25 protein-coding genes are annotated in these 26,691 nt (G+C 61.7%); 9 read left to right on the top strand and 16 right to left on the bottom strand.

Features of this window, described 5'->3' with window-relative positions; all coding sequences use genetic code 11:
- Positions 1 to 23: 23 nt before the first annotated feature.
- The 3 genes from ACGJAX_RS18125 to ACGJAX_RS18115 all read right to left on the bottom strand — a co-directional run bounded on the left by ACGJAX_RS18125 (position 24) and on the right by ACGJAX_RS18115 (position 3,461).
- Complete coding sequence (locus ACGJAX_RS18125; RefSeq protein WP_247256787.1) at positions 24 to 1,697, bottom strand: cation acetate symporter; 1,674 nt, start codon at positions 1,695 to 1,697, stop codon at positions 24 to 26.
- The gene (locus ACGJAX_RS18120) at positions 1,694 to 2,008 is read right to left on the bottom strand and encodes a DUF485 domain-containing protein (protein ID WP_090323201.1); all 315 of its coding nucleotides are present in this window, start codon (positions 2,006 to 2,008) and stop codon (positions 1,694 to 1,696) included. Before ACGJAX_RS18120 ends, ACGJAX_RS18125 begins: the two co-directional genes overlap by 4 nt.
- A gap of 217 nt (positions 2,009 to 2,225) precedes the next feature.
- Positions 2,226 to 3,461 carry an MFS transporter gene (locus ACGJAX_RS18115; RefSeq protein ID WP_390955593.1) on the bottom strand — a complete coding sequence of 412 codons (1,236 nt, stop codon included), beginning with the start codon at positions 3,459 to 3,461 and terminating at the stop codon, positions 2,226 to 2,228.
- 250 nt (positions 3,462 to 3,711) lie between these two features.
- Here ACGJAX_RS18115 and ACGJAX_RS18110 point away from each other — a divergent pair, with 250 nt between their 5' ends.
- The 5 genes from ACGJAX_RS18110 (at position 3,712) to ACGJAX_RS18090 (ending at position 9,089) form a co-directional block, all read left to right on the top strand.
- Positions 3,712 to 4,740, top strand: a complete 1,029-nt coding sequence (locus ACGJAX_RS18110; protein ID WP_390955592.1) for a pyridoxal-phosphate dependent enzyme — start codon at positions 3,712 to 3,714, stop codon at positions 4,738 to 4,740.
- Positions 4,741 to 4,981: 241 nt separating this feature from the next.
- Complete coding sequence (locus ACGJAX_RS18105; protein WP_248915116.1) at positions 4,982 to 5,644, top strand: glutathione S-transferase family protein; 663 nt, start codon at positions 4,982 to 4,984, stop codon at positions 5,642 to 5,644.
- 236 nt (positions 5,645 to 5,880) lie between these two features.
- Entirely contained in the window at positions 5,881 to 7,257 is a 1,377-nt protein-coding gene (locus ACGJAX_RS18100) for a pyridoxal-phosphate dependent enzyme (protein ID WP_390955591.1), read from the top strand.
- Positions 7,254 to 8,432, top strand: coding sequence for a PLP-dependent transferase (locus ACGJAX_RS18095; protein ID WP_390955590.1), 1,179 nt, complete (start codon positions 7,254 to 7,256; stop codon positions 8,430 to 8,432). The genes ACGJAX_RS18100 and ACGJAX_RS18095 overlap by 4 nt, the downstream gene beginning before the upstream one ends.
- Positions 8,433 to 8,582: 150 nt before the next feature.
- On the top strand, positions 8,583 to 9,089 hold the full coding sequence (locus ACGJAX_RS18090; protein WP_390955589.1) for a PaaI family thioesterase: 507 nt from the start codon (positions 8,583 to 8,585) through the stop codon (positions 9,087 to 9,089).
- Between the two features lie 35 nt (positions 9,090 to 9,124).
- Here the strand turns inward: ACGJAX_RS18090 and ACGJAX_RS18085 are convergent, their stop codons facing one another.
- A complete protein-coding gene (locus ACGJAX_RS18085) occupies positions 9,125 to 9,694 on the bottom strand; it encodes a nucleotidyltransferase family protein (RefSeq protein ID WP_390955588.1) in 570 nt (189 codons plus the stop codon).
- 80 nt (positions 9,695 to 9,774) lie between these two features.
- On the bottom strand, positions 9,775 to 10,440 hold the full coding sequence (locus ACGJAX_RS18080; RefSeq protein ID WP_390955587.1) for a M24 family metallopeptidase: 666 nt from the start codon (positions 10,438 to 10,440) through the stop codon (positions 9,775 to 9,777).
- A gap of 621 nt (positions 10,441 to 11,061) precedes the next feature.
- Here ACGJAX_RS18080 and ACGJAX_RS18075 point away from each other — a divergent pair.
- Positions 11,062 to 11,382: a DUF2388 domain-containing protein gene (locus tag ACGJAX_RS18075; RefSeq protein WP_390955586.1), complete on the top strand. Its 321-nt coding sequence runs from the start codon at positions 11,062 to 11,064 to the stop codon at positions 11,380 to 11,382.
- 76 nt (positions 11,383 to 11,458) lie between these two features.
- On the opposite strand, the gene ACGJAX_RS18070 is transcribed toward ACGJAX_RS18075, so the two are convergent.
- Positions 11,459 to 12,373, bottom strand: a complete 915-nt coding sequence (locus tag ACGJAX_RS18070) for a pyridoxal-phosphate dependent enzyme (RefSeq protein WP_090323214.1) — start codon at positions 12,371 to 12,373, stop codon at positions 11,459 to 11,461.
- A gap of 269 nt (positions 12,374 to 12,642) precedes the next feature.
- Between ACGJAX_RS18070 and ACGJAX_RS18065 the strand changes: the two genes are divergently transcribed.
- Positions 12,643 to 13,302: an isoprenylcysteine carboxylmethyltransferase family protein gene (locus tag ACGJAX_RS18065; RefSeq protein WP_390955585.1), complete on the top strand. Its 660-nt coding sequence runs from the start codon at positions 12,643 to 12,645 to the stop codon at positions 13,300 to 13,302.
- Positions 13,303 to 13,502: 200 nt separating this feature from the next.
- Here ACGJAX_RS18065 and ACGJAX_RS18060 read toward each other — a convergent pair whose 3' ends face one another.
- Positions 13,503 to 14,438, bottom strand: a complete 936-nt coding sequence (locus tag ACGJAX_RS18060; protein ID WP_390955583.1) for a Ppx/GppA family phosphatase — start codon at positions 14,436 to 14,438, stop codon at positions 13,503 to 13,505.
- Positions 14,439 to 14,841: 403 nt separating this feature from the next.
- Between ACGJAX_RS18060 and ACGJAX_RS18055 the strand changes: the two genes are divergently transcribed.
- Complete coding sequence (locus ACGJAX_RS18055) at positions 14,842 to 16,566, top strand: amidase (RefSeq protein ID WP_390955582.1); 1,725 nt, start codon at positions 14,842 to 14,844, stop codon at positions 16,564 to 16,566.
- A 118-nt stretch (positions 16,567 to 16,684) separates the two neighbouring features.
- On the opposite strand, the gene ACGJAX_RS18050 is transcribed toward ACGJAX_RS18055, so the two are convergent.
- The 7 genes from ACGJAX_RS18050 to ACGJAX_RS18020 form a co-directional block, all read right to left on the bottom strand.
- Complete coding sequence (locus ACGJAX_RS18050; protein ID WP_390955581.1) at positions 16,685 to 17,587, bottom strand: transporter; 903 nt, start codon at positions 17,585 to 17,587, stop codon at positions 16,685 to 16,687.
- Positions 17,588 to 17,772: 185 nt separating this feature from the next.
- On the bottom strand, positions 17,773 to 18,834 hold the full coding sequence (locus tag ACGJAX_RS18045) for an NADH:ubiquinone reductase (Na(+)-transporting) subunit F (RefSeq protein WP_090323222.1): 1,062 nt from the start codon (positions 18,832 to 18,834) through the stop codon (positions 17,773 to 17,775).
- Between the two features lie 10 nt (positions 18,835 to 18,844).
- Positions 18,845 to 19,204 (bottom strand): phenol hydroxylase subunit P4, encoded by a 360-nt coding sequence (locus ACGJAX_RS18040; protein ID WP_248916428.1) that lies wholly within the window; start codon positions 19,202 to 19,204, stop codon positions 18,845 to 18,847.
- 121 nt (positions 19,205 to 19,325) lie between these two features.
- A complete protein-coding gene (locus ACGJAX_RS18035; protein WP_090323224.1) occupies positions 19,326 to 20,861 on the bottom strand; it encodes an aromatic/alkene/methane monooxygenase hydroxylase/oxygenase subunit alpha in 1,536 nt (511 codons plus the stop codon).
- 50 nt (positions 20,862 to 20,911) lie between these two features.
- Positions 20,912 to 21,184, bottom strand: a complete 273-nt coding sequence (locus ACGJAX_RS18030) for an MmoB/DmpM family protein (RefSeq protein ID WP_390955580.1) — start codon at positions 21,182 to 21,184, stop codon at positions 20,912 to 20,914.
- The gene (locus tag ACGJAX_RS18025; RefSeq protein WP_390955579.1) at positions 21,181 to 22,176 is read right to left on the bottom strand and encodes an aromatic/alkene monooxygenase hydroxylase subunit beta; all 996 of its coding nucleotides are present in this window, start codon (positions 22,174 to 22,176) and stop codon (positions 21,181 to 21,183) included. The genes ACGJAX_RS18030 and ACGJAX_RS18025 overlap by 4 nt, the downstream gene beginning before the upstream one ends.
- Complete coding sequence (locus tag ACGJAX_RS18020) at positions 22,173 to 22,475, bottom strand: phenol hydroxylase subunit (protein ID WP_090323230.1); 303 nt, start codon at positions 22,473 to 22,475, stop codon at positions 22,173 to 22,175. The genes ACGJAX_RS18025 and ACGJAX_RS18020 overlap by 4 nt, the downstream gene beginning before the upstream one ends.
- A 384-nt stretch (positions 22,476 to 22,859) precedes the next feature.
- Here ACGJAX_RS18020 and ACGJAX_RS18015 point away from each other — a divergent pair, with 384 nt between their 5' ends.
- Positions 22,860 to 24,539, top strand: a complete 1,680-nt coding sequence (locus tag ACGJAX_RS18015; protein ID WP_390955578.1) for a sigma 54-interacting transcriptional regulator — start codon at positions 22,860 to 22,862, stop codon at positions 24,537 to 24,539.
- Between the two features lie 154 nt (positions 24,540 to 24,693).
- Here the strand turns inward: ACGJAX_RS18015 and ACGJAX_RS18010 are convergent, their stop codons facing one another.
- Positions 24,694 to 25,155 carry an EF-hand domain-containing protein gene (locus tag ACGJAX_RS18010; protein ID WP_090323233.1) on the bottom strand — a complete coding sequence of 154 codons (462 nt, stop codon included), beginning with the start codon at positions 25,153 to 25,155 and terminating at the stop codon, positions 24,694 to 24,696.
- Positions 25,156 to 25,429: 274 nt separating this feature from the next.
- Positions 25,430 to 26,401 carry a metallophosphoesterase gene (locus tag ACGJAX_RS18005; protein WP_390955577.1) on the bottom strand — a complete coding sequence of 324 codons (972 nt, stop codon included), beginning with the start codon at positions 26,399 to 26,401 and terminating at the stop codon, positions 25,430 to 25,432.
- Between the last annotated feature and the right edge of the window lie 290 nt (positions 26,402 to 26,691).

Below are 26,691 nucleotides of genomic sequence, written 5' to 3'. Positions count from 1 at the left end.
GGTATGGGTTGGGCGAATACGCCTCAGTGGCTGACCGCTTGCGACGCGCCGAGCCCGGTCCGGGCGCGGATCAACTGATCATCGAAACGCGCTCGCTCAAGCGCTGCGCCGTGACTGCGATCGGTCACCGACCCCAGCCAGGTGAAGAAGAACGCCACGTTCATCGAGATGATGGCCGGGTAGTCGTACGGGAAAATCGCCTCGGGATTGCCCAGTACCTTGACCCACACAGCGGGCGAGAGAATGACCAGGCTGACCGCGCTCACCAGGCCGGCGACGCCGCCGATCAATGCGCCGCGTGTGGTGAGCCCTTTCCAGTACATCGAGAGCACGAGGATCGGAAAGTTGACCGAAGCCGCCACGCCAAAGGTCAGCGCCACCAGAAAGGCGATGTTCTGATCCTTGAACAGAATCCCCAGCACCACGGCGACGATGCCGATGCCCACCGACGCGATGCGCGACACACGACGTTCATCCCCGGCATCGGCACGGCCCTTTCTGATGACCATCACATAGAGGTCATGGGAAATCGCCGAGGTGCCCGCCATGGTCAATCCGGACACCACCGCCAGAATTGTCGCGAAGGCGACGGCGGAGATGAAACCGAGCAGCAGATCCCCGCCCACGGCTTTGGCCAGGTGCATCACCGGCATGTTGCCGCCGCCGATCAGCTTGCCGCCGACAATCCCCGACTCGTAGAAGGCCGGGTCCTGGCCGACGATGACGATGGCGGCCAGGCCCAGCACGGCCACGATCAGGTAGAAAAAACCGATGAAGCCCGTGGCGACAAATACCGACTTGCGCGCCTGCTTGGCGTCCGGAACGGTGAAGAAACGCATGAGGATGTGTGGCAGCCCCGCCGTGCCGAAGACCAGGCCCAAGGACAGCGAGATCAGCGACAGCGGGTCGGCCACCAGTTTGCTCGGCAGCAGAATCCGCTCGCCGTCGTGGTGCGCGGCCACCGCTTTCTCGAACAACAGATCGAAGGAAAAGCCGAACTTGCTCAACGCCAGAAACGCCAGCAAGGTGCCGCCCAGCAACAGCAAGCCGGCCTTGATGATCTGCACCCAGGTGGTCGCGACCATGCCGCCAAAGGTCACATAGACCGCCATCAACAGCCCCACCGCGATGACCGCATAGTTGTAGGGCAGGCCGAACAACAGCTGGATCAACTGCCCTGCCCCGACCATCTGCACCACCAGGTAGAAGCACACCACCGTCAAGGAACCAAAGGCTGTCATGGTGCGAATGCGGTTCTGATCGAGGCGGAACGAGGCGATGTCCGAAATGGTGATGCGCCCCAGATTGCGGATGCGTTCGGCAAACAGAAACAGCAGCAACGGCCAGGCCACAAAGAAGCTGATCGAATACAGCACCCCATCGAAGCCATTGAAGAAGATCATGCTGGTAACACCCAGCAGTGCCGCTGCCGACATGTAGTCGCCCGCCAGCGCCAGGCCATTCTGGAACCCGGTGATGCCACCGCCCGCGTTGTAGAAATCATCCATCGATTTGGTCTTGGAGGCGGCCCAGTAGGTGATGCCCAGGGTCGTCACGACGAAGACCAGGAACATGCTGATCGCCGTGATGTTGATCGGTTGCTTTTCGACGTTCTGCAAAACGTCGGCGGCCATGGCGCGAGCCGCGAATGCGCTGAGCAGGACTGGAAGGACGAGGTTGCGAAGAAGGCGTTTCATACGATCACCCCCGCGCGGATTTCTGCGGTCAGCTCATCGAACTCACCATTGGCCCGAAGGATGTAGAGCCCGGTGAACAACCAGGCTCCGATGATGAACGCCAGGCCCAGCGGCCAACCGATGTTGATGATGCTGGTGGCGGAAAGCTTCGTCGCCAGAAGGCTGGGCGCAAAGGCCGCGACGAGGATAAACGTGAAGTACGGCACAAGGGTGGCGGCGGTCAGGCCAGCGACGAACCGTCGCTGCCTTGAGACCAAATCCTTGTACCGGGGGTGGTTACGGATTCTGGCTGATTCAGATGCATGGTTCACGTTGACTCCGTGGAGCAGTGGTTGCGTTATTGTTGTTCCACAGCCTCAGATTCGAAGACTCGATCCGCCACTGGCTGCGGTGTCTGTGCACCCTCAACCTATGCCCGCCTAATGATCATGTAAAATGATCAATTGTGAATCTCGTAATCGCTTTTGGTGAACCAACTAAACCGCGATGCCTCCCCCTCCCGGCCTTCGAGCGCCTGCCCCGTCCAGGCTACCTTTGAGCGGGCGTTTGTTGCGTGACAGCGGGCGAGGCCTTCACCCAACCGTTGATTCCGGCACACAGCACCAACAGGGCGCCCGTCACCAGAAACACGTGATGCAAACCGAAGTGCGCGCCAATCTGGCCACCGATCAGGGGTCCGATGACCTGTCCAGAGAACTGTGCCGACTGCAGATAACCCAGGACTTTGCCGGTGTTGTGCTCCGCCACCGAATGCCGGATCAGCTTGGCAATGGCCGGCAGCAGCCCGGCAATGCTCATGCCCATCACGCCGCGCAAAATCGCCAGTTGCCACCATTGCGTGACGAACGCCTGGGGCACCATGACCACGCCCGTCACCAGCAAACAGCCGATGATGACGTTCCAGCTGCCGACGCGGTCGGCCAGCGCCCCCAGGCGAGCGGCGGTCAAGATGCTGCCCAGTGCGGAACAGGCCATGATCACGCCGGCAATCCGCGCCTGGTCATCCAGTGCGACGCCAAGGTGACCGATATAGACCGTGATGATCGGCTCGATCGACATGTTGGCCAGCAGCACCATCATCGCGGTGATCAGCAGTGCAGCGATGATCGGCCAGCGTGAACTGACACCTGGCGTCTGGGTTTCTTTGCCCCGGCGAGCACCGTCCGTGGCGCGATCGAAGTCTTCGCGAATGAGCACAATCGTGGTGATCGCCGCCACCGCGATCATCGCGCCACCGACGAAAAACGTGCCTCGGATGCCAACAAGCCCAGGCAGGAATCCCCCCACCAGCGGCCCGATCAGGTTGCCCGACAGCGCCCCCGTCGACAGCACGCCCAAGGCCCAACCGGCCTTTTCCTTTGGCACCTGGGAGCCGATCATCACGATGGAAGCCGAGGCGTAGCCACCGATGAGCCCCGCGATCAGGCGCAGCAGCACCAGATCGGTCACGTTGCGCGCCAGCCCGATCATCGACATCACCACCGCCATGCCAATGGCCGCCCGGATCAGCATCGGTTTTCGCCCATACCGATCGGCCAGTCGTCCCCAGAGAGGCGCGGTGATCGCCGTGCCGAAAAACGTCGCCCCGAATGCCACGGCCGACCATTGCACCACGTCGGCCTGGGAAGTGACGCCCAGCTGTTGCACATAAAGTGGCAGGAACGGCAGCAACATGCTCAGACTGACCAGCGTGGTAAAGGAGCCAAAGACACAGACGGCCAGGTTGCGGCGCCAATATGAAAGGTTGCGATCGGCATAGTTCACGAAGGGCACTCCGGTGTCGTACTTGAATTGAAATTTCGGTTCAAGCGGACACTACCCGCGCCCAAGCATCTTCAAAAACGAATTAATTTGATCGGAGCTATCGGTATGAGTGATACGCAGAGCCGGCGCGGGCTGCAGCGCTAATTACACGGTGTATCAACTGAAATTCCACGGCACGCATTTATCTTCGCAGGAGGGCTTAATACAGTGACAGACCCCCTCCGTTCCTTCATTTCACGAGCGAACCCGCATGCCCCATGACTTGAGCCACCTCGACACCGCACTCGCGGCCTACCCCCGGGCGACGCTGCTCGAAGGTCCGACACCGATTCAGAAACTGTCTCGATTGAGCCGTCTGCCCGAGATGAACGGCTGCAATATCTACGTCAAGCGAGATGACCTGACAGGTCTCGGCGGCGGCGGAAACAAGCTGCGCAAACTGGAGTTTCTGCTCGGCGAAGCACTGGCCGAAGGGGCCGACACGCTCGTGACCTGGGGCGGCTTTCAGTCCAATCATGCGCGGCTGACGGCGGCCGTCGCCGCCCAGCAGGGACTGGCCTGCGAACTGATCCTGACGCCGTCGGCGGTGCGCAGCGACGAGGACTTTTGCCACAACGGCAATGTCGTGCTGGACGCTCTGTTTGGCGCGACGGTTCACCGACTTGCCCCCGGCGCCGCGCCCGATGTCTTCGCGGCGCAGCGGGTCGAAAAGCTCAGGCAACAGGGGAAAAAACCCTTTGTCATGCCATTGGGCGGGTCCAGCCCCAGAGGGAGCCTGGGTTACAGCGCCTGCGCGGCCGAGATCCTGCGCCAGGCCGATGCGCTCGATGTGCATTTCGACCGGATCATCGTGCCCAATGGCAGCGCCGGAACCCATTCGGGCCTGTTGGCCGGCGTCACCCTCGCCCACTCATCAACACAAATCGCCGGCTATACCGTGCTCGCTGGCGAAGACCAGGCGGCGAGCACAACCCTGGAAAAAACCCGCCAGGTTCTGCAACTGCTTGACCCCGGCGCCACGCTGGCCGAAAGCTCGGTCAGCGTGGACGGCAGCCAGCGCGGCGACGCCTATGGCGCACCCACCGAAGCCATGCTGGAGGCAGTGCGACTGCTCGCATCCCGCGAAGGCCTAGTTGCTGATCCCGTGTACGGTGGCAAGGCCTTCGCCGGCTTGCTGGCGGCGGTTCGCGCCGGCGAGTATCCGGCGGGAAGCAACCTGCTATTTGTGATGACCGGCGGCCTGCCCGGCATTTTCGCCTACCGCAGCGCCTTCGAATGACCGGACGTCTGTAGGCGCCAGCTTGCTGGTGATGGACTCAAGTGCGCCGCATTCAACCGGTCTGAACGCGTTTACGTTAACGACCATTGCCAGCAAGGCGCTGCCGAGAGGGATGCTGAATTGACTGACGCCTTCGCTGGCCGGCGGTTTTTGATCGTCCGAGCTGTTCGTCAGCCAGCCGCGCGAGTTTGCCGACCCTGGCCAATACTGCAGGGGTCGCCCTGCAAGCCGGAGCTCAAAGATGCCGCTGACTCTTTACTACCATCCGCTGTCGTCCTACTGCCACAAAGTGCTGGTCGCGCTCTACGAACAGGCCATCGAATTCGAAAAGAAGATCATCGATCTCACCAGCGAGGCAGATCGATCAGTGCTCCAGGCGCTCTGGCCCCCGTGCAAATTCCCGGTCATCCGCGATCACGCGCGCCAGCGCAACCTGGCGGAGTCGAGTGTCATCATCGAGTACCTGGACCACTTCCATGCAGGCCCACACCCGCTGATTCCCGGTGATTGGGACACGGCGCTGGAGGTGCGCCTGTGGGACCGCTTCTTCGACCTTCATGTGCAGACCCCGATGCAGCAGATCGTTGCCGATCGCCTGCGTGCGGCCCATGGCGACCTGACCCGCGAGCGCGCTGCGCTGATGACCGCCTACGGCATGCTCGAGCGCCAGTTGGCTGGTCGCACCTGGGTCGCCAGCCCGGACTTCAGCCTGGCCGATTGCGCCGCCTGCCCGGCCCTTTTTTATGCCAGCACCCTGCTGCCGTTTCCCGAGGATTGTCGGCACTTGCAAGCGTATTTCGAACGGTTGACCCAGCGACCATCGTTCCAGCGGGTCATCGACGAAGCCCGGCCTTACTTTTCGCTCTATCCGTTTGAGGAGGCCATACCGCAGCGATTTCGCTAGGCACTGACGACCGCCCGCGCGATGATCCCCTTCCCCCAAAAAGCCGCCCAAACACAGGGAATCCCTCCACCGTCGGGGGCCTCCGGTATTGGCAGACGGCATGACCGACTGGCCGTCTCAGGTTGCGGCTCAGGCAATCCCGGCCTAAGGTCCAAACGAAGATTTGCCGCGAATGGCGCGATGGCGCGCCACTGGTTTCTGTCTTTCCAGTGCGAATTTCCACAGGAGGTGACGACATGCCAAACGACTCCCGCCCCGCCGTACTCGAACTGATCGGTAATACGCCCCTGGTGCGTGTCAGCCGTTTCGATACAGGCCCGTGCACCCTGTTCCTCAAGCTTGAATCGCAGAACCCCGGTGGGTCGATCAAGGACCGTATCGGCCTGGCGATGATCGATACCGCCGAGCGCGATGGCCGCCTGCGGCCCGGGGGCACCATCGTTGAAGCCACCGCCGGCAATACCGGCCTCGGCCTGGCCCTGGTCGGTCGCGCCAAGGGTTACCGGGTGGTGCTGGTGGTGCCGGACAAAATGTCCACGGAAAAAGTCCTGCACCTCAAGGCCATGGGCGCCGAAGTGCACATCACCCGCTCCGATGTCGGCAAGGGCCATCCCGAGTACTACCAGGACGTCGCCGCGCGGCTGGCAAAGGACATTCCCGACGCGTTCTTCGCCGACCAGTTCAACAACCCGGCCAACCCGCTGGCCCACGAATGCAGCACCGCCCCGGAGATCTGGGCACAGACCCAGCATGATCTGGACGCCATCGTGGTCGGCGTCGGTTCGGCCGGCACGCTGACCGGGCTGACGCGTTTTTTCAAACGGGTGCAGCCCGACCTGGAGATGGTACTGGCTGACCCGGTCGGCTCAGTGATGGCCCAATACAGCCGCGACGGCACCCTGCCGACGCCCGGGTCATGGGCGGTGGAAGGCATCGGCGAAGACTTCATTCCATCGATTTCCGACCTTTCCAGCGTGCGCCACGCCTATTCGATCAGCGACGAGGAAAGCTTCGATCATGCCCGGCAACTGCTGCGCGCCGAAGGCATCCTCGGTGGCTCCTCGACCGGCACCTTGCTGGCCGCGGCGCTACGTTACTGCCGCGAGCAGACCAAGCCGAAACGGGTGGTCAGCTTCGTCTGTGACACCGGCACCCGCTACCTGTCGAAGATCTACAACGACCAGTGGATGTCCGATCAGGGCCTGCTGCAGAGCAAGCGCTACGGCGACCTGCGCGACGTGATCGCGCGGCGTTTCGAAGATGGCCGGGTGATCAGCGTCGGTCCCGATGACACCCTGCTCACCGCCTTCCAGCGCATGCGCCTGGCGGATGTGTCGCAACTGCCGGTGCTGGTCGATGGCCAGCGGCTGATCGGGGTGATCGACGAGTCCGACATTCTGCTGCGTGTGCACCAGGACGCTTCGCACTTTCGCGTGACCGTGGCCAGCGCGATGTCCGACAAACTGCAAACCCTGCCACCCGGCGCCAGCCTGGCCGAACTGCAGGCCGAGCTCGACCGCGGCCTGGTGGCCATCATCGCCGACGCGTCGGGCTTTCATGGCCTGATTACCCGGTTCGATATGCTCAATCACTTACGGAGATCCCTTGCATGAGTCAGCACGATAAAGACGCCGCACCACAGGGCTTCGCCACCCGGGTGATCCACGCGGGGCAGGCGCCGGACCCTTCCACCGGGGCGCTGATGCCGCCCATTTATGCCAACTCCACCTATTTGCAGCAAAGCCCCGGCGTCCACAAAGGCCTCGACTACGGACGCTCGCACAACCCGACGCGCTGGGCACTGGAACGTTGCGTGGCCGATCTCGAAGGAGGCACCCAGGCCTTCGCCTTCGCTTCGGGGCTGGCGACGATCTCCACCGTGCTGGAGCTGCTCAATGCCGGCTCGCACGTGGTCTCGGGCAATGACTTGTACGGCGGGACGTTCCGCCTGTTCGACAAGGTGCGCCAGCGCAGCGCCGGGCATCGTTTCAGCTTCGTCGACTTGACCGACCTGGCGGCGTTCGAGGCGGCACTGCAAGACGACACCCGGATGGTCATGGTCGAGACACCGAGCAATCCCCTGCTGCGCCTGTCCGACCTCGCCGCCATCGCCCGCATCTGCCGTGCACGCGGCATCATCTGCGTGGCCGACAACACCTTTGCCAGCCCCTATATCCAGCGCCCGCTGGAGCTGGGCTTCGACATCGTGCTGCACTCGACGACCAAGTACCTCAACGGCCACTCCGACGTGATCGGCGGCATCGCGGTGGTCGGGCACAACCCTGAACTGGCCGAGCGCCTGGGCTTCTTGCAAAACGCGGTGGGTGCGATTGCCGGCCCGTTCGACGCCTTCCTCACCCTGCGCGGGGTCAAGACCCTGGCGCTGCGCATGGAGCGTCACTGCAGCAATGCGCTGGAACTGGCGCAATGGCTGGAACGCCAGCCGCAGGTCGCGCGCGTTTACTATCCGGGCCTGGCGTCGCACCCGCAGCACGAACTGGCGCGGCAGCAAATGCGCGGTTACGGCGGAATGATCTCCCTCGACCTCAACACCGACCTGGCCGGTTCCAGGCGTTTCCTCGAAAACGTCCGGATCTTTGCCCTGGCCGAAAGCCTGGGGGGTGTGGAAAGCCTGATCGAGCACCCGGCGATCATGACCCACGCCACCATCCCCGCTGACACCCGTGCGCAGTTGGGTATCGGTGATGCGCTGGTGCGCTTGTCCGTGGGGGTCGAGGATGTCGAGGACCTGCGCGCGGACCTGGCCCAGGCACTGGCGCGGATCTGACCGATATGAAATAACAGGCACCACTTTTGTGGGAGCGAGCCTGCTCGCGATAGCGGGTGCGAGTCATGCGCCTAGCGCCGGAACAACCCGCTATCGCGAGTACGCTCACTCCCGCAGGTTTTACCGTTTTCATTTCCGGAAGATCGATCCATGTCCAAGCTCGACCTCTCATTGCAAGACACCGCCGCGCCCGAAGGCGTTTGTTTCGGTTGCGGCAGCAGCAATCCCCACGGGCTGCACATCAAGAGCCATTGGCATGAGGATGGCGTGCATGTGATGGCCGAACACCTGCCCGATGCCATGCATTGCGGCTGGCCGGATCTGGTCTACGGCGGCCTGATCGCGATGCTGGTGGACTGCCATTCAAACTGGACGGTGATGGCTTATCACTACCGTGAGGAACAGCGTGAAGTGGCCAGCCTGCCGCGCATCAATTGCGTCACGGGCAACCTGGGCATCAAGTTCATCAAACCGACGCCCATGGGTGTACCGCTGACCCTGCGGGCCAAAGTGGATGGCGAAGTCGGGCGCAAGACCCGGGTCATCTGTGAGGTCTATGCCGGGGACGTGCTCACCGCCATTGGCGATTCGATTTTTGTCCGGGTCGATACCGGGCAACTGGCCGCCGCTGCCCACGGGCAACAGACAAGCCAATAGACGCACTCCCCGCGCTAGCGCCCTGTTGCAGTGGCTCAGGACGGCTCAAGCGCAACGATCTTCAGCCAGGGCCAGCGAGTCTGATAACTCTTGGCCTTCTGCATGAACAACTCTGGCTGGGGATTCTTGGGATTGATGCGCAGCAGGCCGTGCTCGGTGTCGGCCAGGCCATGGGGCGCATAGACCTCGCCGGTTTCAACATCCAGGCCGATACAGGTCCCGGCGACCAGGTAGCGATCAACCCCGTCCCTGGCCGATTGAAGCTGCGGATAAGCCCCGCCAAACCGCTGGCTGTACCAAAGATGGACCCGCGCCTGATTCTTCATCTCGACGTTGGCTTCCAGGTCACGGAACAGATGCTGCGCAGCAAGGATGACCTCATTTTCGGCCTCCCACGACAGGTCCTCATCGAAGTAAAAAACGTCGTAGTCTTTCACTCCCCACGCGGCCGGGCGCTGCGCCTGCTGGTTCCACACGGCCTGGAACAGGCAGCCGGCGGTAAGCAGGCATTGATTCAAACCCAGTGCAGGCAAACGTGAGGTGATTTCAGCGTTGATCGGATTGGTCATGGCGATGCTGACCAGGCTTTCGACAGTCAATGTCATGTGCTTCGTCCCTTGGAAATCGCTTCAGTGGCGGCCAGCGACAATAGCGCAATTTCCCGGGACGCAGGTTCACTCGACGGTCAAATCAGCAAATCCTCGTAGAACGCGCCGAAGGGACGCTCGGGGTGGGCGATCTGGATCTCCAGAATCCACAGGCCAGTGGTCGGGCATTGATCCAGGTCTCCCAGATCACCGCCCCGGTATATCGCATGGGGAAAATCGCTGACCCGATGACCCTTGATGTCCAGATTGAGCGTCCAGCCCATGGCCTTCGCTTGAGCGGTGGCATAGTCATACAGCGCCACGCCGGACACCCGCTCGCTGCGCCAAAAGCTCTCGACCCGGTCAAACAGGTCCTTGGCGGCCGAAGCACAGGCGATCATTTGCGGATCGGAACCGGTGGTGAATGTCGCGCCGGCATCCCCTTCGTGACCCTGCCAGACCACCCCCATGTCGATGAAGAAAATGTCCTCTTCACCCAGCTGCGGGTCGCCGTCGGAGCGTTGCTTGAACGTCTTGAGCGTATTGGCGCCGAAGCGCACCAGCAGTGGATGCCAGATTCGATCCATACCCATTTCGGACAGGACCTGCTTGCCGCGCAACTGCGCCTCGGACTCGCGCATGCCCGGCGTGATGACACTGGCAATCTGCTCAATGGCCTTCCAGGTCATCTGCTGCGCATGGCGCATCGATTCCAGTTCGTAACGTTCGCCTACTGCTTCTTTACCGTTCAGGGCCATGGTCATGAGTCATTCCTTGTTTAAGACCGCGCATGTGATCGCTGTATATCTTTTTATATTGCGATATTCAAGATCAAACAGGCAGGCATGGCTCGGGCGATCCCCGACCACACCTTGCAGCCCTCAATGCGGGGTCATGACATTGACGTGCCTCAGGCCGGTGAAATCGTTGCCAGCACGCCGATCAGGATAGTCAGCACCAGAAAACCACCGAGAAAAATCGCCATCTTGCCCATAAGGTCACCTCCGTTTCGAATAAGCGGTGCAACCACTGCTGCGACTGCGGACCGTGCCGTTATTGTGGGGCGCAGGCCGAGTGCATTACAGAGGCAGAAAGCGCAGAAAAATACGGATCAGATCAAGGCGCCTTGCAAACGCACAACCTGAGCCGGCTTGCTGTCGATCGGCGCCAGTACGCCGCGTTTAACCAGGCTACACGCGCCATCGTTGACGACCATCGCTGGCAAGCCGGTTGCTACCGCGCTTGAGGTGAACACACGCCCCGGAAAATGATTATCCGCACCACACCGAGGTGAATGATCACCCTCAGGGAACTCCTGACAACCGCCGTGCATCCTAAAATATGAGGGACTTCCTTTTTGCTTCACGCTTTGAGAGGACACCGTCATGCGCCGTCTGATTATCGTTTCGTCTCTGTTGCTGTGTTTACCCTTCGGCTCTGCAATGGCCAAGGTGGACGCAGGCGATGTCGCCACCTCAGCCGGGGTTTCCGCATCGCTGTACTCGACGTTCAAGGACCACAAACTCATGATTCCTGCCCGGGATGACGCCTCCAGCTTCGTGGCCAGTGGCGGTGCGATTCGCGGCGCTTATCTGGAATCGGTTCTCAAACAGCTCCGGCAGGAGCACCCCGACCTCAACAACGCAAGCGACGAAGACCTGGCTCGCGCCATTCTCGTCCAGGAAGGCGTTCCAGCCGGTCAATAACGACGGCCAACCTCAGCGGTGGGGCTTGTGAAACCTGGACAGCGTTTCCGGCCCTGCCTTGCTTTCATGACTGAGTTCAAGAGAGCCGCGCCCAGCCGGCCACCAGTGCCGCGCTGATGCTGACCCCGCCGCACACCACAACCACCACGTCCCGGGCTTCGGCAATCGCCGGATGATCCAGGTAGGCAATGGCCAGCGACACGCCACACGCCGGCTCCACCAACTGCCGCAAATCACTGGCGTAACGCACCACGCCCATGATCGCTTCCTCGTCTTCCAGCACCACGCACTCATGGGGGAAAGCGAGGATGTGCTGCACCGGCCACGCCGCCACTTGAGCGGCGCCGAGCGAGGTGGCGACCGTGTCGATCCGTGGCAAACGCACGGGATGCCCCGCCGCCATGGCCGCGGCGAACGATGCCGCGCCCCGGGTTTCGCAGGCGATGATCCGGCAATCGGTGCGCCGATGGCGGATCAACCCGGTGAGAATGCCCGCGAGCAAACCGCCGCCGCCCACCGAGGTCACCACGGCGTCGACCTGCGGACAGTCTTCGAGGATTTCATCGATCATCGTGCTGTGCCCTTGCCACAACACCGGATGGTCGAATGCCGGCACGTATTCGCTGTCCGCACCCTGAGCGAGTTCCTTGGCCCGTTGATTGGCCTCGTCCCAGACTTTGCCGTGGACGATCACCTCGGCACCGGTTTTACGGATCCGTGCGCGGGTGCTTTCAGGAGTCGTATGCGGCACCACGATGCAGGCTTTCAACCCCAGGCTGGCGGCGGCCACGGCAGTGGCGAATCCGGCGTTGCCCCCGGACGGGCACACGACTCTGGTTTTGCCCTGAGCCGCGGCCTGACTGCACAACAGCCCCATGCCGCGTAGTTTGAATGAACCACTCGGTTGCAGGTTTTCCAGTTTGAGCCAGATGCGGCGGGTCGTGGTCGAGAGGCCAGGATGCAGAATCAACGGCGTTCTGATGTGAAGCATGGCGGCTCCTGTTACGCGCCGCCCACTCGTCGAAGGGTCCACGGGGCAGCGGTGAACGATCCTTATCCAAGCTTAGTTCACCCTGACCCGGGGCTGGCTTTTCAGCGATAACGTGGCGCCGCCCTGACGTTGCCGAACAACCCGGAAAAGACCTGGCGCTGGCGATGGTCGAAAAGGACCATGCGAGGCGCATCGATGCCGCAGATGCTATCGCCGGCAAGCCAGCTCCTACACTGAAAGAAGGGACGTTACCCTCAGTGGAGTTGCCAATGAAAATTTCCGCCAGACTGGCGTTTTTCGCCATCGTGTCCACCCTCGCCTACCTCGGGCTGGCAATAGGCGGGCTGGGTGGTTTCGCCGCGTTTTTCTCCCATCCCTCGCTGGTGCTGGTGGCGCTTGCCACGCTGGTCATGGTCATCGCTTCGCTGTTCACCGAGGTCAACCTGAGCTCCGGCGAACGCGAGGATCGGGCCAACCGCTGGGTACTCCCGGCATTCGGGGTCATTGGCTTGTTGAGTGGTTATCTGCCGGCCTACAGCGACCGCATCGACTTCTGGACGTTCGGTGGCGAGGGCGTGCGCTGGCTGGGGGCCTTGCTGTTCATCCTCGGCGGCGCCCTGCGAATGTGGCCGGTGTTCGTGCTCGGCAAACGCTTCAGTGGGCTGGTGGCGATTCAGCCAGGGCATCGGCTGGTCACCGACGGAATTTATCGCAACCTGCGCAACCCCAGTTATCTGGGCATGTTGATCATTGCCGTGGGCTGGGCACTGGCGTTCCGTTCGGGGCTGGGCCTGCTCCTGGCGGCGCTGACGCTGATCCCGTTGATCGCGCGGATACAGGCAGAAGAGGCCCTGCTGCGGGCGCAATTCGGGGCTGAATACGAGGCTTATTGCGCGCGCAGCTGGCGGTTGATACCAGGGGTCTACTGAAGCGACTTGCGATACCACCTTCGCTGGCAGGCCCGCGCACAAGGGACCGTGCCCGGGCATAGGCAACGCAACACCGTCAGGAGCGAGCTTGCTGGCGATGGACCCGAGCACGCCGCGTTGACCCAGATCATGCGCGTTATCGTTAACGACCATCGCTGCGCTGCGGCGACCCGACAAGCCAGCTCAGGGGACCGAGGTGATCAGTGTCTGGACATCAGCCCATGCAGCACACCAAACCTCAACCCGGGTTCGGACGGCGTCATGTGGGAGACACCAAACACCTTGAACGCCGCCAACATGAGCACCAGACCGCCCGGCAGGATGCTCAGGCGATGAGCCTGCAAGCCGGCCAGCTTGAGCTGTTTGACATGCCCCACTTCCAGCAGGCGCACCGACAGGCGCAAGAGACCGCCATAGGTCACGCCGCTTTGACCGTAGTCGTTCAACCCGTTGGCCTTGAGCACCTTGGCCAGCATCCGCGCCGTGCCTGATGAGCCGATGACTTGCTGCCAGCCCTGGGCACGATAACGGCGTGCAACCCTTTCGAACTGCAGCGTGGCGACTCGCTCGGCTTCCAGCAGCGCCTTCGCGCTGATGGTGCCGCCCGGAAAGTAATGCGCCCCCACGGTGCCGCTGCCAACAGCAATGCTCTCGGTGAGTAAAGGCTGTGCGCCCTTGCCCAGGATCAGCTCGGTCGAACCGCCACCGATATCCACCACCAGGCGCATGCGCTGGGTATCAGGGAGGGTATGGGCGACGCCGGCGTACACCAGTCGGGCCTCTTCTTGCCCGGAAATGACATCAATGCGAAACCCCAGGTGCCGCTCGGCACTGGCCAGAAACAAGGGTGCGTTGTCCGCCTGGCGAACCGCGCTGGTCGCCACCGCCCGCACTCGCCCCGCCTCGAAGCCACGCATTTTTTTGCCGAAGCGCGCAAGCGCCTGCCAGCCTCGATCCAGCGCCAGTTCGTCCAGCGCCCCACCCTGAAAACCCTCGGCCAAACGGACGGGTTCACGCAGGGTTTTCACTTCCTGGATCATGAACTGCTGATTGCGCTTGACCGACTGGCCGATCATCAGGCGAAACGCATTGGAGCCCAGATCAATAGCGGCAAAGAGTGAGGCGTCGCCTTTCATGGTGGGGATTCCTGGCAAATCCGACAGCCCTTGGACCGCTCAACGCGGATCGCGAGGATGTTGCCACGGGCTCGGTGACAGCCAGATGACACCGGGATTATTTTCTGCTGAATGTCATTGTCACCAGGCCGTCACCTCTTCGGGGCAAGCGATCAGCCACGGAGGGCGTTACCGATCCTCGTTCAGCCCCCTGAATCAGCACACACCCCATCACAGCGATTGCCCTCCCCCCGACTTGGTGCAAAATACAGCGCTCAGCCACAAAAACAGACCGCGTCGCGGAACGCCGTGCAACGAGAACCGATATGAACACCCATTTTCAGAAAAGCGATGTCGCTGTGCCCAAGACCTGGTGTGATGGCCGCCATCACTGTGTCGCCCATCAGCAAGCGGCGGTGGCAGCATGATCGAGGTCACTGAAGTTTCCATCGCCCAACTGCGCGCTGCGCTGGAGTCCGGCCAGACCACGGCGGTTGAGCTGGTCCAGGCTTACCTCGCCCGGATTGATGCATACGACGGCACCGACACGCCCACCGCCCTCAATGCGGTCGTGGTGCGCAACCCCGAAGCGCTCGCTGAAGCGCAGGCCTCCGACGCCCGTCGAGCCAAAGGCCAGACGCTGGGGCCGCTCGATGGCATTCCTTACACGGCCAAGGACAGTTATCTGGTCAAGGGACTGACGGCGGCTTCGGGCAGCCCGGCCTTCAAGGACCTGATTGCCTATCGCGACGCGTTCACCATCGAGCGTCTGCGCGCTGCCGGGGCGATCTGCCTGGGCAAGACCAACATGCCACCGATGGCCAATGGCGGCATGCAGCGTGGCGTCTATGGCCGTGCCGAAAGCCCGTACAACGCCGACTACCTCACGGCCCCTTTCGCCTCGGGCTCGTCGAACGGCGCCGGCACCGCCACCGCGGCCAGCTTCGCAGCTTTCGGCCTCGCCGAAGAAACCTGGTCGAGTGGCCGTGGTCCGGCGTCGAACAACGGTTTGTGTGCCTATACGCCTTCACGCGGGGTGATTTCGGTGCGCGGCAACTGGCCGTTGACGCCGACCATGGACGTGGTCGTGCCGTTCGCCAGAACCATGGCCGACCTGCTTGAGGTCCTCGACGTGGTGGTGGCGGAAGATCCCGACACCCGTGGCGACCTGTGGCGCCTGCAACCCTGGGTGCCGATTCCGAGCGTTGCTTCGGTGCGTCCGGCCTCCTACCAGAAACTTGCCGTGAAGTCTGACTCACTGGCAGGCAAGCGTTTCGGCGTTCCGCGCATGTACATCAATGCCGATGCCGAAGCCGGCACTAGCGATGCACCGGGTATCGGCGGGCCGACCGGGCAACGCATCATCACCCGTGACTCGGTCATCGAGCTGTGGCAACAAGCGCGCAAGGCCCTCGAAGCCGCTGGCGCCGAAGTGCTCGAAGTCGATTTCCCGCTGGTTTCCAATTGCGAAGGTGATCGTCCCGGTGCGCCGACCGTGTTCAACCGCGGCATCGTCTCCAAGGAGTTCCTGCACCACGAGCTGTGGGACCTGACGGCCTGGGCCTTCGATGATTTCCTGCAAGCCAACGGCGATCCGAAACTCAACCGGCTGGTCGACGTCGACGGGCCGCTGATTTTCCCGCACGACCCGGGCACGCTGCCCAATCGTGAGGGCGACCTGGCCGCCGGCATGGACGAATACGTGAGGATGGCCGAGCGTGGCATCACCCCGTGGGACCAGATCAGCACGGTGCCTGACGGCCTGCGTGGTCTTGAACAGACCCGCCGCATCGACCTCGAAGAATGGATGGATCGCCTGGGCCTCGACGCGGTGCTGTTCCCGACCGTCGCCGACGTGGCGCCGGCCAATGCCGATGTCGACCCGCAGTCAGCGGATATCGCGTGGAGCAACGGCATCTGGGTGGCCAACGGCAACCTCGCGATCCGGCACCTGGGCGTGCCGACGGTCACCGTACCGATGGGTGTGATGCCCGACATCGGCATGCCGGTCGGCCTGACCTTCGCCGGTCGCGCCTATGACGATTCGGCCCTGCTGCGTTTTGCTTCGGCGTTCGAGTCGACCGGGTCCAAGCGCCTGATCCCGCCGCGCACCCCGCCGCGCACCCCGCCGCTGTCCAGCGGCCGGTAACGGGTGTGGGAGGAGCTTGCTCGCGAATACAGGGCGTCAGACGATTTAAATAGCGTCTGATATACCGTTTCGCGGGCAAGCCCGCTCCCACAGGGTTTTGCAGTGATCACGGGCCCTGTCAGAACGGCACGGTCAGCTTCATCCAGTACGCATTGCCCTGCGCCCGGTTGCGCACTTCGGTTTCCTGCTCCCATTTACCCGTGACAAACCAGCCCTCCTTGCTGGTGTATTTGATTGACGGCCCGATGGCCAGCGCCCGGCCCTTGTTGTCTTGGATCGTCTCGCCGTTCTGGCGGTCATCGGTGGTTTGTCGGTAGTAGTAGCCACCCACGCCCAGCACCCAACCATTACCCAGGCCCCAGCCGACGGCATAGTCGACGTGAAACTCCTGCCCAGAACGGTAGTTGGTCGCCGGGTTCTCGCGGTTGAAGTCGTACATCACCTTGGCATCGAGGTTGGGCCCGCTCGGGTCGACGTAGGACATGGCATAGACCGGTTCAATCACCCAGTAGTTACGCCCGGTGTTGGCCAGGTCACCACGGTCATAGCTCCCGGTGGGGGCGATCATGTCCAGGGCGAGGATGCTGTGGAATTTATCGCTGTGGTGAAAGCCCAGTGCCGGTCCGAAGATCACGTCCCCCAGGCCTTTTTTGCTTTGCGACTGACCGTTGAAATCGACCTTGAGGTCCACCAGCGGGACGATCGCGTGCAGCGCCACGCTGGCACCGAACAAGGTGTAATCGCTGACCCAGATCAGCCGTGGCGTGATGGCGTTGGCGCGCACGCGAAAATCCACCGGGAGTTTCTTGCCGTCGTTGCCACGCAGGTTATCGGCCTCATAGTGATTGACGAAAAGTTGTCCGTAGAAGCCCGGTGGCGGCATCGCCCCGGACATATAGTTTTCCGCGCCCAAAGGGTAGGACGTGCCTCCGCCTTCGGTGGCGTGCACCGGGACAGAGAGCGCCGCGCTGACGCTGGCCAGGGTGGAGATCACGAGCAGCTTGTTTGTTCTGCGAGTCATTCGTTTCAACCTTATTGTTGTTATCGGTCGGGCACGCCCTGCCCGCTCGTAGTGTCGAGAAGGCAGGTTCCATTGCTGGTTGGAGTGAGCCTGCTTGCGAAAGCGCTCCGGCTGGCGACATCGATGCTGGATGTGCCGGCCTCTTCGCGAGCAGGCTCGCTCCCACAGTGGATCGGGGGGCGGTCTCAGATGCGTTTGAACAATGCCGAACGCTGGGTTTGTTCACTGCCGTCGGCGGCGCTGTAGAAGCGCTCCATGAAGATGTCGCGTTCGAACAACCGGCCCTGCATCAGGCAGGTGATGGCCGAGTCGATCATCACTGGCGGCCCGCACAGATAAGCCTTGCGGTTGTTGAAGCGTCCGTCGAAATGCTGCTTCGCCGCGTCATGCACGTAGCCCTTGAACCCCGTCCAGTCGGAGTCCTCGTCTGCCTGGCTGAGCGCCGGCACATAGGTGAAGTTGGCGTATTCCCGGGCCAGCGCCTCGAACAGTTCGCGGTTGTAGAGTTCGGCGCGGTTGCGCGCGCCCTGGAACAGCACGATCTGGCGGCTGTCGCCGGCTTCCAGCAGGTCGAGGATCATCGACTGCGGGCTCGATAAACCGGAGCCCCCGGCGATGAAGATCAGGTCGCCACGCTGTGAGGTGCGCACAAAAAACTGGCCGTACGGCCCGGACAGATCCACCGTATCGCCGACCTTCAAGTCGTCGTGAATCTTGCCCGTGGCCAGGCCACCGTCGACCCGCCGAATATGAAGTTCAACTTCATCGGCACGGCTCGGTGGATTGGCCAGGGAAAAGGCCCGCGTGCCTTCGATGCCGGGCAATTGCAGGTTGATGTACTGCCCCGCCTGAAAGGCCATGGACCGGTCCAGCTTGAGGTGCACGCCCTTGATGGTCGGCGACAGGTCGACCAGCGCGCTGACCACCGCGCGGTAGTCCTCGACCGGATGCCCGAGGAAATCCGGGTCGGCATCGATATCGGCCTCGATCACCATGTCGCTTTGCGGGATGGCACAGCACGCCAATACCTTGCCCTCATCGCGCTCCATATCCATCAGCGCAAAAGACGAAGCCGCGCCGAGGTCCGCCTCGCCTTCCAGCACCTGGACCTTGCAGGTGGCGCAGGTGCCATGACCGCAGGCAAACGGCAACCAGACGCCCTGGCGCAAGGCGGCCTGCAGGATGGTCTGGCCCTCTTCCACTTCGATCTGCTCACCGGTGGGTTCGATGGTTACTTGGTAGCTCATCGCCGTGTCCTCAGTTAAAGCTGCCGGCAAGGCCGTTCAAGCCAGGGGTATCGAGGTGCAGCAGGCTCTTGTGATCGATGCCGTTGGCGATCAGGCTCGCCCCAAGGTCCGGCGTGAACGGCCGGTCGTTGAGGCGCCACAGGGCCTGGGCGAAATCGACCCGAGGCGCATCCGGGTGCCGGGCAATCGAAGGCTTGACCACCTGCTCGAGGAAGTCGCTGAACGGCATCGCCGGGGGCAGCGGAAAGGTAAACGGGGCGCAGAACATCAGGTGTCTTTCCCAGCACAGGTACACCAGTTGCAGGCCATGGAAATTTTCCTGGCGGTCCAAGGGTTGGGCGTCGTAGGCGCCGATGGCAGTCACAGGCATGATCTTGTCCTTCTTGTTATCGGTTAACTGCAGGAGCCGGCTTGCCGGCGAAGCGATCTAACGGCCACCGAAACAGGTGAATGCTCCGGCGCCATCGCGAGCAGGCTCGCTCCCACAAGGGTTAGGGTTTCGAGGTGGCCGGCGCGCTATTGCGATCGTTCGGGTGCCAGTCCTGCCAGCGCCGATGCTCGGTGGAACCCAGGTATTCGAAGTTGTCCTGGCCGGGATTGATGTTGTAGTAATCGCGCACCACCGATTCGACGTCGGCGCCACCGCAGTTGCCCTGCAGAATCTGATGCACCGGCAACCAGGCCTGGATGTACTTGGTCGGCTCGTATTCGAAGATGTCGCAGCAACCCTGGGAGCAGAAGTGATAGCGCTCGCCTTCGTGCACGGCACTGCGGTGGCTGAGGGTGGTCTGGTCATCCGGCTCGCCGAACGACAGCGGGATCTGGCAGATCTGGCAGAGCATCGGCAAGGTCGGGTTGTAGAAGCGCTCGCCCTTTTCCTGCAGCGCGCGCCAGTGTTCAAAGCGTGGACGGTAGATCTTGTCGAAGGTGTCCGGGTACTTTTCCGAGAGCCAGTCCAGTTCCTCGTCGGTCGGCATCCAGGTGTGGAAGTTGGTTGCCTGGCTGTACTGGTAGAAGATCGACCAGGCCTGATGGCTGACGTGATCCTTGGCGATGTTGGCCTCTTCGACGTGCTTGGGTGGACGGATGCCATAGCGCTCCAGGTCCTTGAACAGCGCGCCGCCGGCCTCTTCGAAATACACGCCCCAGGCTTCGGACCAGGACATGACTTTGTTCGGCAACATGTAGTCCATCATCATCCCCACCAGTGTCAGCAGGCGGTAGCCACGCCAGAACCACTTGTCGATCCAGCGCTGGATGATCGGCACGTTGTCTTCATGTTGCTCGAGCAGGAACTTGATCACTTCCAGGCCCAGGGTCATGTGCCGGGCTTCGTCGGACTGCGCGGAGAAGCCGAAGGTCACCGTGGCCATGTCGCCGTTGAACGCCGCGCCGGACATGAACGGCACGAACAGCAGGTTGGTCAGCACGTACTCGAACGAAAACGAAATCGCCGTGAGGAACTCGAACGGCCCGGCGGTGCGTGCATCTTCGAAGAACGACTTGGGCACCGAGAGGAACCACACGCGGTCGTGCATGTGCGCGAAGTCATGCAGGCCGTTGAAGTGCTTGTTGTAGTGGCTCATGGCGTGGATCTGGGTCTGCACGTGGCGCAGTTCGTCGATGGCCTGCATCTGGCAGGCGATCCGTGCACCGGCGCCGCTGAACTGCCGGCCGACCCGGGCGAAACCTTGATAGGCCTGGTACTCCAGCGGCGTGACACCGGACAGGAACAGCTTCAGCGCGTTGACGTAGCGGGCGTCCGACAGCGTGGTATGGCCGTTGTTTTGCGAGAACGCATCGAAGATCGCGTAGAGCTTTTTCTCTTTTTCGGCCTGGTACTTCCAGTAGGTGTCCATGGTCAGGCGGAACGGGTCTTCCCACTTGTCCCAGTCGGTGATCTTGATTCCTTCGAAACGCTCATGGGGGTAGATGTCCTCGTGGGTCTGGTAGCTCGGCTCCCAGTCCAGGTCACGGGTCATGCAGCGGTATTTTTCTTTGGCATTGAGGCGTTTTTTCACGGCCATGATGGCGCTCCCGAATTCTTGTGATGGATCAAACGGCTGTCGACGATGGATCAGCTGTTCCAGTACAGGGAAAAACTGTCGTCCTCTTCCACGACGTTGCCGCCCAGGGTGATCACGTACATCAGCATTTCCTGGATGTCCCAGACGCTGCCGGTCAGCGCCTCGACCGTGTCACGGCGGATATCCAGCCGGCTCTGGGCCTCGATGCGGATCATCGAAGGCTGGTGCTGGACCTCGGCATGGGGGTTGTCCTGGACGATGGCGTCGACGATCGAGCGCGCGTAGTCGGTGTCCTGCAGGTTCATGTAAACGAGGGAAGTCATGCTTGGGCTCCTGTCAGGCCGAGTTTTTTCAGGCGCGAGTCGAATTCGCTGCACACCGAATCCAGCGCCGATTGATCGAGACCAAGGGTCGCCAGCGCTTGCAGCGCCTCGACCACGCGCGGGCTCCAGCGATCGATCCAGCCTTGCACCAGCGCCTTGTTGGCCGCGCTTTCGTTGACCACGGTCTTGAGCAGCGCATCGACCCAGCGCTGGCTTTCGGCGAACCACAGGCGCATGAATTCGGTCAGCATGCCGACCTGGCCGGCGCCGTTGGCCGTCAGTTGTTCGTCGAGTTTGTGGAACAGCAGCGGGTACACCAGGCCGTCGCTGACCAGGTTTTGCGCCACGGTCAATTCGAACCAGTCGCGCACCACCAGGGTGTCCTCGACGTAGCGGCGCATGCCCTGCCATGCCGGGTCGTTCAGCCATTGCTGCTTGGCCTGGGCCAGCAGCTGGACATCGCCGTCGTCGAGCATCAGGCCGATGCGCGACAGGTACTGGGCGATGCCCAGGCGGTCCATGGCCTGGAACATGTGCATCTGCGTCACACTGGTGCCAAAGCCATCGGCGGCGATGTTGCTGTTGTTCATGTTGGCGCCCATCTCGGCGTGGCGCAGCGGCAACAACAGCTTGCTGATCAGCTCGACATGGGTGCTGGACAGGCCGGCGAGCATGTCGCGCTTTTCGCAGAACGCGTAATCGTGCTCGGCGTTTTCCTGCATCTTGGCCCGGGCCTGGACGTAGGCGCCGTAGTAGTACTGGCGCGGGTCGCTGACGGCGTACCAGTCGGCCATGACCACTGCCGTGCGGGTGGCGTCGTTGAGCAACTTGTCCGGCTGCCACAGCGGCCGGTAATGAAAATTGGTCGCCGACTCCAGGTCGAAACTGGCTTCCTGATACCGGCTGGCCACCTTGTCGCCAAAGCGGCGACGGGTGTGGCTGAAGGTGTTGCGGATCGTCTCGACGGTCGTCGTCTTGATCTCGACACTCATGGAGTGGACTCCTGTGGTTTTTGTTGTGTTGGATGGTCGGCGACCGGCTCAGCGTCGCGGGTTTCGCCGTAGCGCCACTTCTGCGCATCGGCGTCGAGAGCCTCGGACATCTGCGCGTCCATGTGCTGCACCCGGTTGTTTTCGCAAAACTGCCGGAACGCCTGACGCGGCAGCACCAACTCGACGAACAGGTCCGGAAAACCGATGGCGAAATCGAATTCGACGAAGGTGGCGTCAGGCTCGCTGCGTACACGGATGTAACGCGGCATCTGATCGAAGGTACTGCCAGGTTGGCTCATGCTCGGGTACTCCCTTGTTATGGTCGGGGTACGGAGCAACAAGGGTGCCAGCGACGAAAAAACGCTCGAAATTGATTTTTTATTTGTTTAAAAACAAATAGTTATCAGCAACCACTCACCAACGAACAGCGTTCAAGACCGGCTGCTGGGCAAGACTTCGGCAGCGGCAAATTGATCATTTGATCAATCGTCGCCGCCCCTTTCGAGCAAATGAGCAATCATCCGGCGATTGACTTTTGGTCCGCTTTCAGGCCGCTTAGAAAAAGAAAAAACGACCTTGCCTTGCCTGAAAAACCACGGTCGCTACGATGCCTGGAACAATCCGCCGACAGCCTGAGCGGAACGCATCACCACCCCAATAACTACAAATCAGGGGCGCACTGAATGATCACCACGTACAAGGCTTCCCAGCACCCGCCGTCGCTCAAGGATCTGAGCGACCAGGTTCGATTTCTCGGAAGCGAAGGGAAAATCTGGCTGGATGAACAACGCATGTTGTTGATCCAGGTGTCGATGATGGCGTCGTGCAGACGCGAGTTGATCGAGATGCTCGGCGTCGAGCGCGCCAAGGGATTTTTCATGCGCCTGGGCTATCAGTCCGGGCTCAAGGACGCTGAACTGGCGCGCAAGTTGCGGCCCCAGGGCAGTGATGTGGAAATGTTCTTCACCGGCCCGCAACTGCACTCGCTCAAGGGCATGGTCAACGTGCGCCCGCAGACCATCGACATCGATCTGGAGAACGGCCAGTTCTACGCCGATATCGAATGGCAGGACTCCTTCGAAGTGGAAAACTGCCAGACCGAGAACCTCCACTCCGATCAGCCGGTGTGCTGGATGCTGCTCGGTTATGCCATCAGCTACAGCTCGTTTTTCCTCGGTCGGCAGATCATCTACAAGGAGGTCAGTTGCCGGGGTTGCGGCGACGCGCACTGCCGGATCATCGGCAAGCCCGCCGAACAGTGGGACGACGCCGAAGAGGTCATGCGCTACTTTCAGAGCGACCCGATCATTGATGAACTGCAAGCGCTGCAGGTGCAAGTGGCCAACATGCGCCAGCGCTTGCAAATCGAGGCCGGCAAGTTCTACGGCATCGGCCAGTCGGCGGTGTACCGCAGAACCTGTGCACTGATCGACAAGGTTGCCTTGGGCAAGGCCTCGGTATTGCTGCTGGGCGAGACCGGCGTGGGCAAGGAAGTGATCGCCCGGAGCCTGCACCTGCGCAGCGAACGGGCCGGCGGGCCCTTTGTCGTGCTGAACTGCGCTGCCATCCCGCCAGACCTGATCGAAGCGGAGCTGTTCGGCGTGGAAAAGGGTGCCTACACCGGTGCCCAGCAATCGCGCATGGGCCGTTTCGAGCGGGCCAATGGCGGTTCGTTGTTCCTCGATGAAATCGTCGAGTTGACCCCGCGCGCGCAAGCCACGCTGCTGCGGGTCTTGCAGGAAGAGGAACTGGAGCGAGTCGGCGACTCGCAGACCCGCAAGGTCGACGTGCGGGTCATCACCGCGACCCACGAAGACCTGGAAAACGCGGTCAAGCAAGGGCGTTTCCGGGCGGACCTGTTCTACCGTCTGAATGTGTTTCCGGTGCGCATTCCGGCCTTGCGCGAACGCCGCGAAGACATCCCGCTGCTGATCGAACACTTCCTGGAAAAACTGCACGCCAGCTACAAGAAAAAAACCCTGGGCCTGTCGGACCGGGCGCTGCAGGTGTGCCTGCACTACGACTGGCCCGGCAATATCCGCGAGCTGGAAAACCTGATGGAGCGCGGCGTGATCATCACCGATGAGAACCAGAGCATCACCGTCGACGCCCTCTTCCCGCATTCACCGCAACTGGCTGAAAGCATTGGCCTGGCCAGCGATGGACGCCTGGTCAAATCGACGCCCGCCAGTGGCCAGGACTGGATCGACACCATCATCGATAGCGGTATTGGCCTGGATGGCGTGGAAGATGCGTTGATTCAGGCGGCCATGGAACGCAGCCAGCAAAACGTCTCGGAGGCGGCACGCTTGCTGGGGATGACCCGACCCGCGCTGGCCTACCGCCTGAAAAAATCTCCCTAGCCGGCGATCGGGTCTGTGAGCCTTGCGCCACTGACAAGATCGCCTTCGCTGCGATGCGGCCATCCGACAAGCCAGCCCCTGCAAAAGCCCCTACCTGCAAACCAGAAAACCTCCCTCGGGGCGACCCCGGGGAGGTTGAAACGGCGCGATGAAATCAGTCCCGGGCCTGGCTCATTTTGGTGAACAGTTCGGTCGGCACTTTCTTGCCATTGGAGACGTACTGGTTTGTACGGTACTTGTAGACCTCGGCCTCGGAAAGGTATCCGTCGTGGTTGGTGTCCATCGCCTTGAACTCTTCACCACCGTTCGGCGCAACGGCCAGCAGTTCCTTGAGCGACACGCGGCCGTCGTGATCGGTGTCGGTACGCGCGAAGGAGGCGTCACCGCACTTGCCTTCACCGCATTTGCCTTCACCGGCCTTGGTCACTTTGGCGCCGGTTTCGCTGGCACCACATTTACCTTCGCCACACTTGCCTTCGCCGCTCTTTTGCGCTGCAGCGACTTGGTAGCCTTGCGGCAACGCTTCAGCGGCAAAGGCGGACGATGCGAGGTTCAGGCTGCCGGCCAGTGCAACAGCGATCAGGCCAATACGGGATTTGTTCGACATACGGGACATGGTGATTCTCCGGGTACGGTGTGCGGCCAAGCCGCTTGGGTCATTGCCACCAGGGCGATAAGCCGTTGTGCGAGAGCGTTCTGCTTTCTCGCTAAGGCAGGGCTATTTGACGGCAACCGTGTATCCCGGATGTATCAGGATCGAGGGGCATTTGTAAGCCAGTCTGCGTACACCGGGTTCGGATACACAGCGATACACAGCCCCTCAGGCCTGATGTCACTTTTCAAGCATCTGGCCGGCGACGCCCCGGCCTTCATCACTGCGAAACAGCCCGTCAATGGTCCGACTGGGCGATATTTTTTGGGTCGGTGCCTGGAAGCAAGCAGCCCTTGGCCATCCACGGACAGTTTCTGGCCCAGCGATAGTCGGACTCCAGTTCACCCTGATCGTTGTAATACGCCAGCCGCAACTGATCGGCTTTCAGGTCGAGCTTGGCAAAGCCTGCCCGCGAGGCAGCGAACGCACTGTCTGCCGGGGAGATACTCAGGGTGTCGAGCGTCTGGCCGCCTCCGCCGGAGATGACCCACGCGGGTTCCCCGGCACGCAGCAGCAGTTGCTGATTGTGATCATGTCCCGACAGGAGCATATCGACCTTGTTGCGTTGCAACACAGGCAGGAGCCGGGTGACCAGATCCGACTCTTCACCATGACCGCCCTGATTGCGCACCGGATGATGGGACGCTGCGATTCGCCACACCGGAGCCGGGCCGGGTGCCTGGAACGCCTGATCGATCCAGTCGATTTGCTGTTGCAGGCTTTCACGTGGCGCCGCAGTGTCGAGGAACACTATTCGCACCAACGGACGTCCATCGACGCTGCCGAAATCCTTGGTGTAGAAGTTCATTGGCATTTGCCAGCGACCCGAACCCACGTGTTGTTGGCCGTATTCGATTTCAAATGGTTGCGACACCGGGTAATCGTGATTGCCCAGCACCGCGTAGAACGGCACGTGACTGAGCCATTGCCCCGAGTACACCTTTTCGAATCGGGTTTGCCAGCTCAGGTCGCGGGTACTGGTCAATGGCCTGCCGTAGAAGTTGTCGCCCAGCAGCACAACCATGTCCAGGCGCCCTTCCCTGGCCGCGACCTTTTCCATGGCTTGCCCTACGCGCCACTGCTGCATGTTGGCGCTGCCCTGATCGCCCAGCGCAATCATCGACACAGTGGAAGGCTCCAGACCTGACACTGGGACGAAGGGCGGTGGCGGCGTGTACAGCCAATAACCGCCCCACGCCAGCAAAGGCATGGCGACGATGCCTGCGCAGTGCACAATTCTTCGGAGTAGCAAGCGTTTCGCAGACAGCGACGGGGTCATTGTGCCTTTCAATCAGGAACTCACTGGCCAGGGTCAATCGGGGGGTTGGTGAAACTCGAACCGCCGTCCTAATAAATCACAGCAGTTGTTCATACTTTGTTAAAAAGTGGTTGCTCTACACCCTTCCAATGGCCTTTTTTTCACGCCTCCCCCCTTAAATAGTTGAAGGCTGAGCCCGCAATCGCACGAAAGTGCCGGTTAACGACGAACCCGGCCCCTGT

The organism is Pseudomonas moorei (assembly GCF_042846945.1).
In the GTDB taxonomy this organism is placed as follows: domain Bacteria; phylum Pseudomonadota; class Gammaproteobacteria; order Pseudomonadales; family Pseudomonadaceae; genus Aquipseudomonas; species Aquipseudomonas moorei.
Note: the sequence above shows the minus strand (reverse complement) of the source record. Positions and strands in the feature narration are given on the sequence as shown.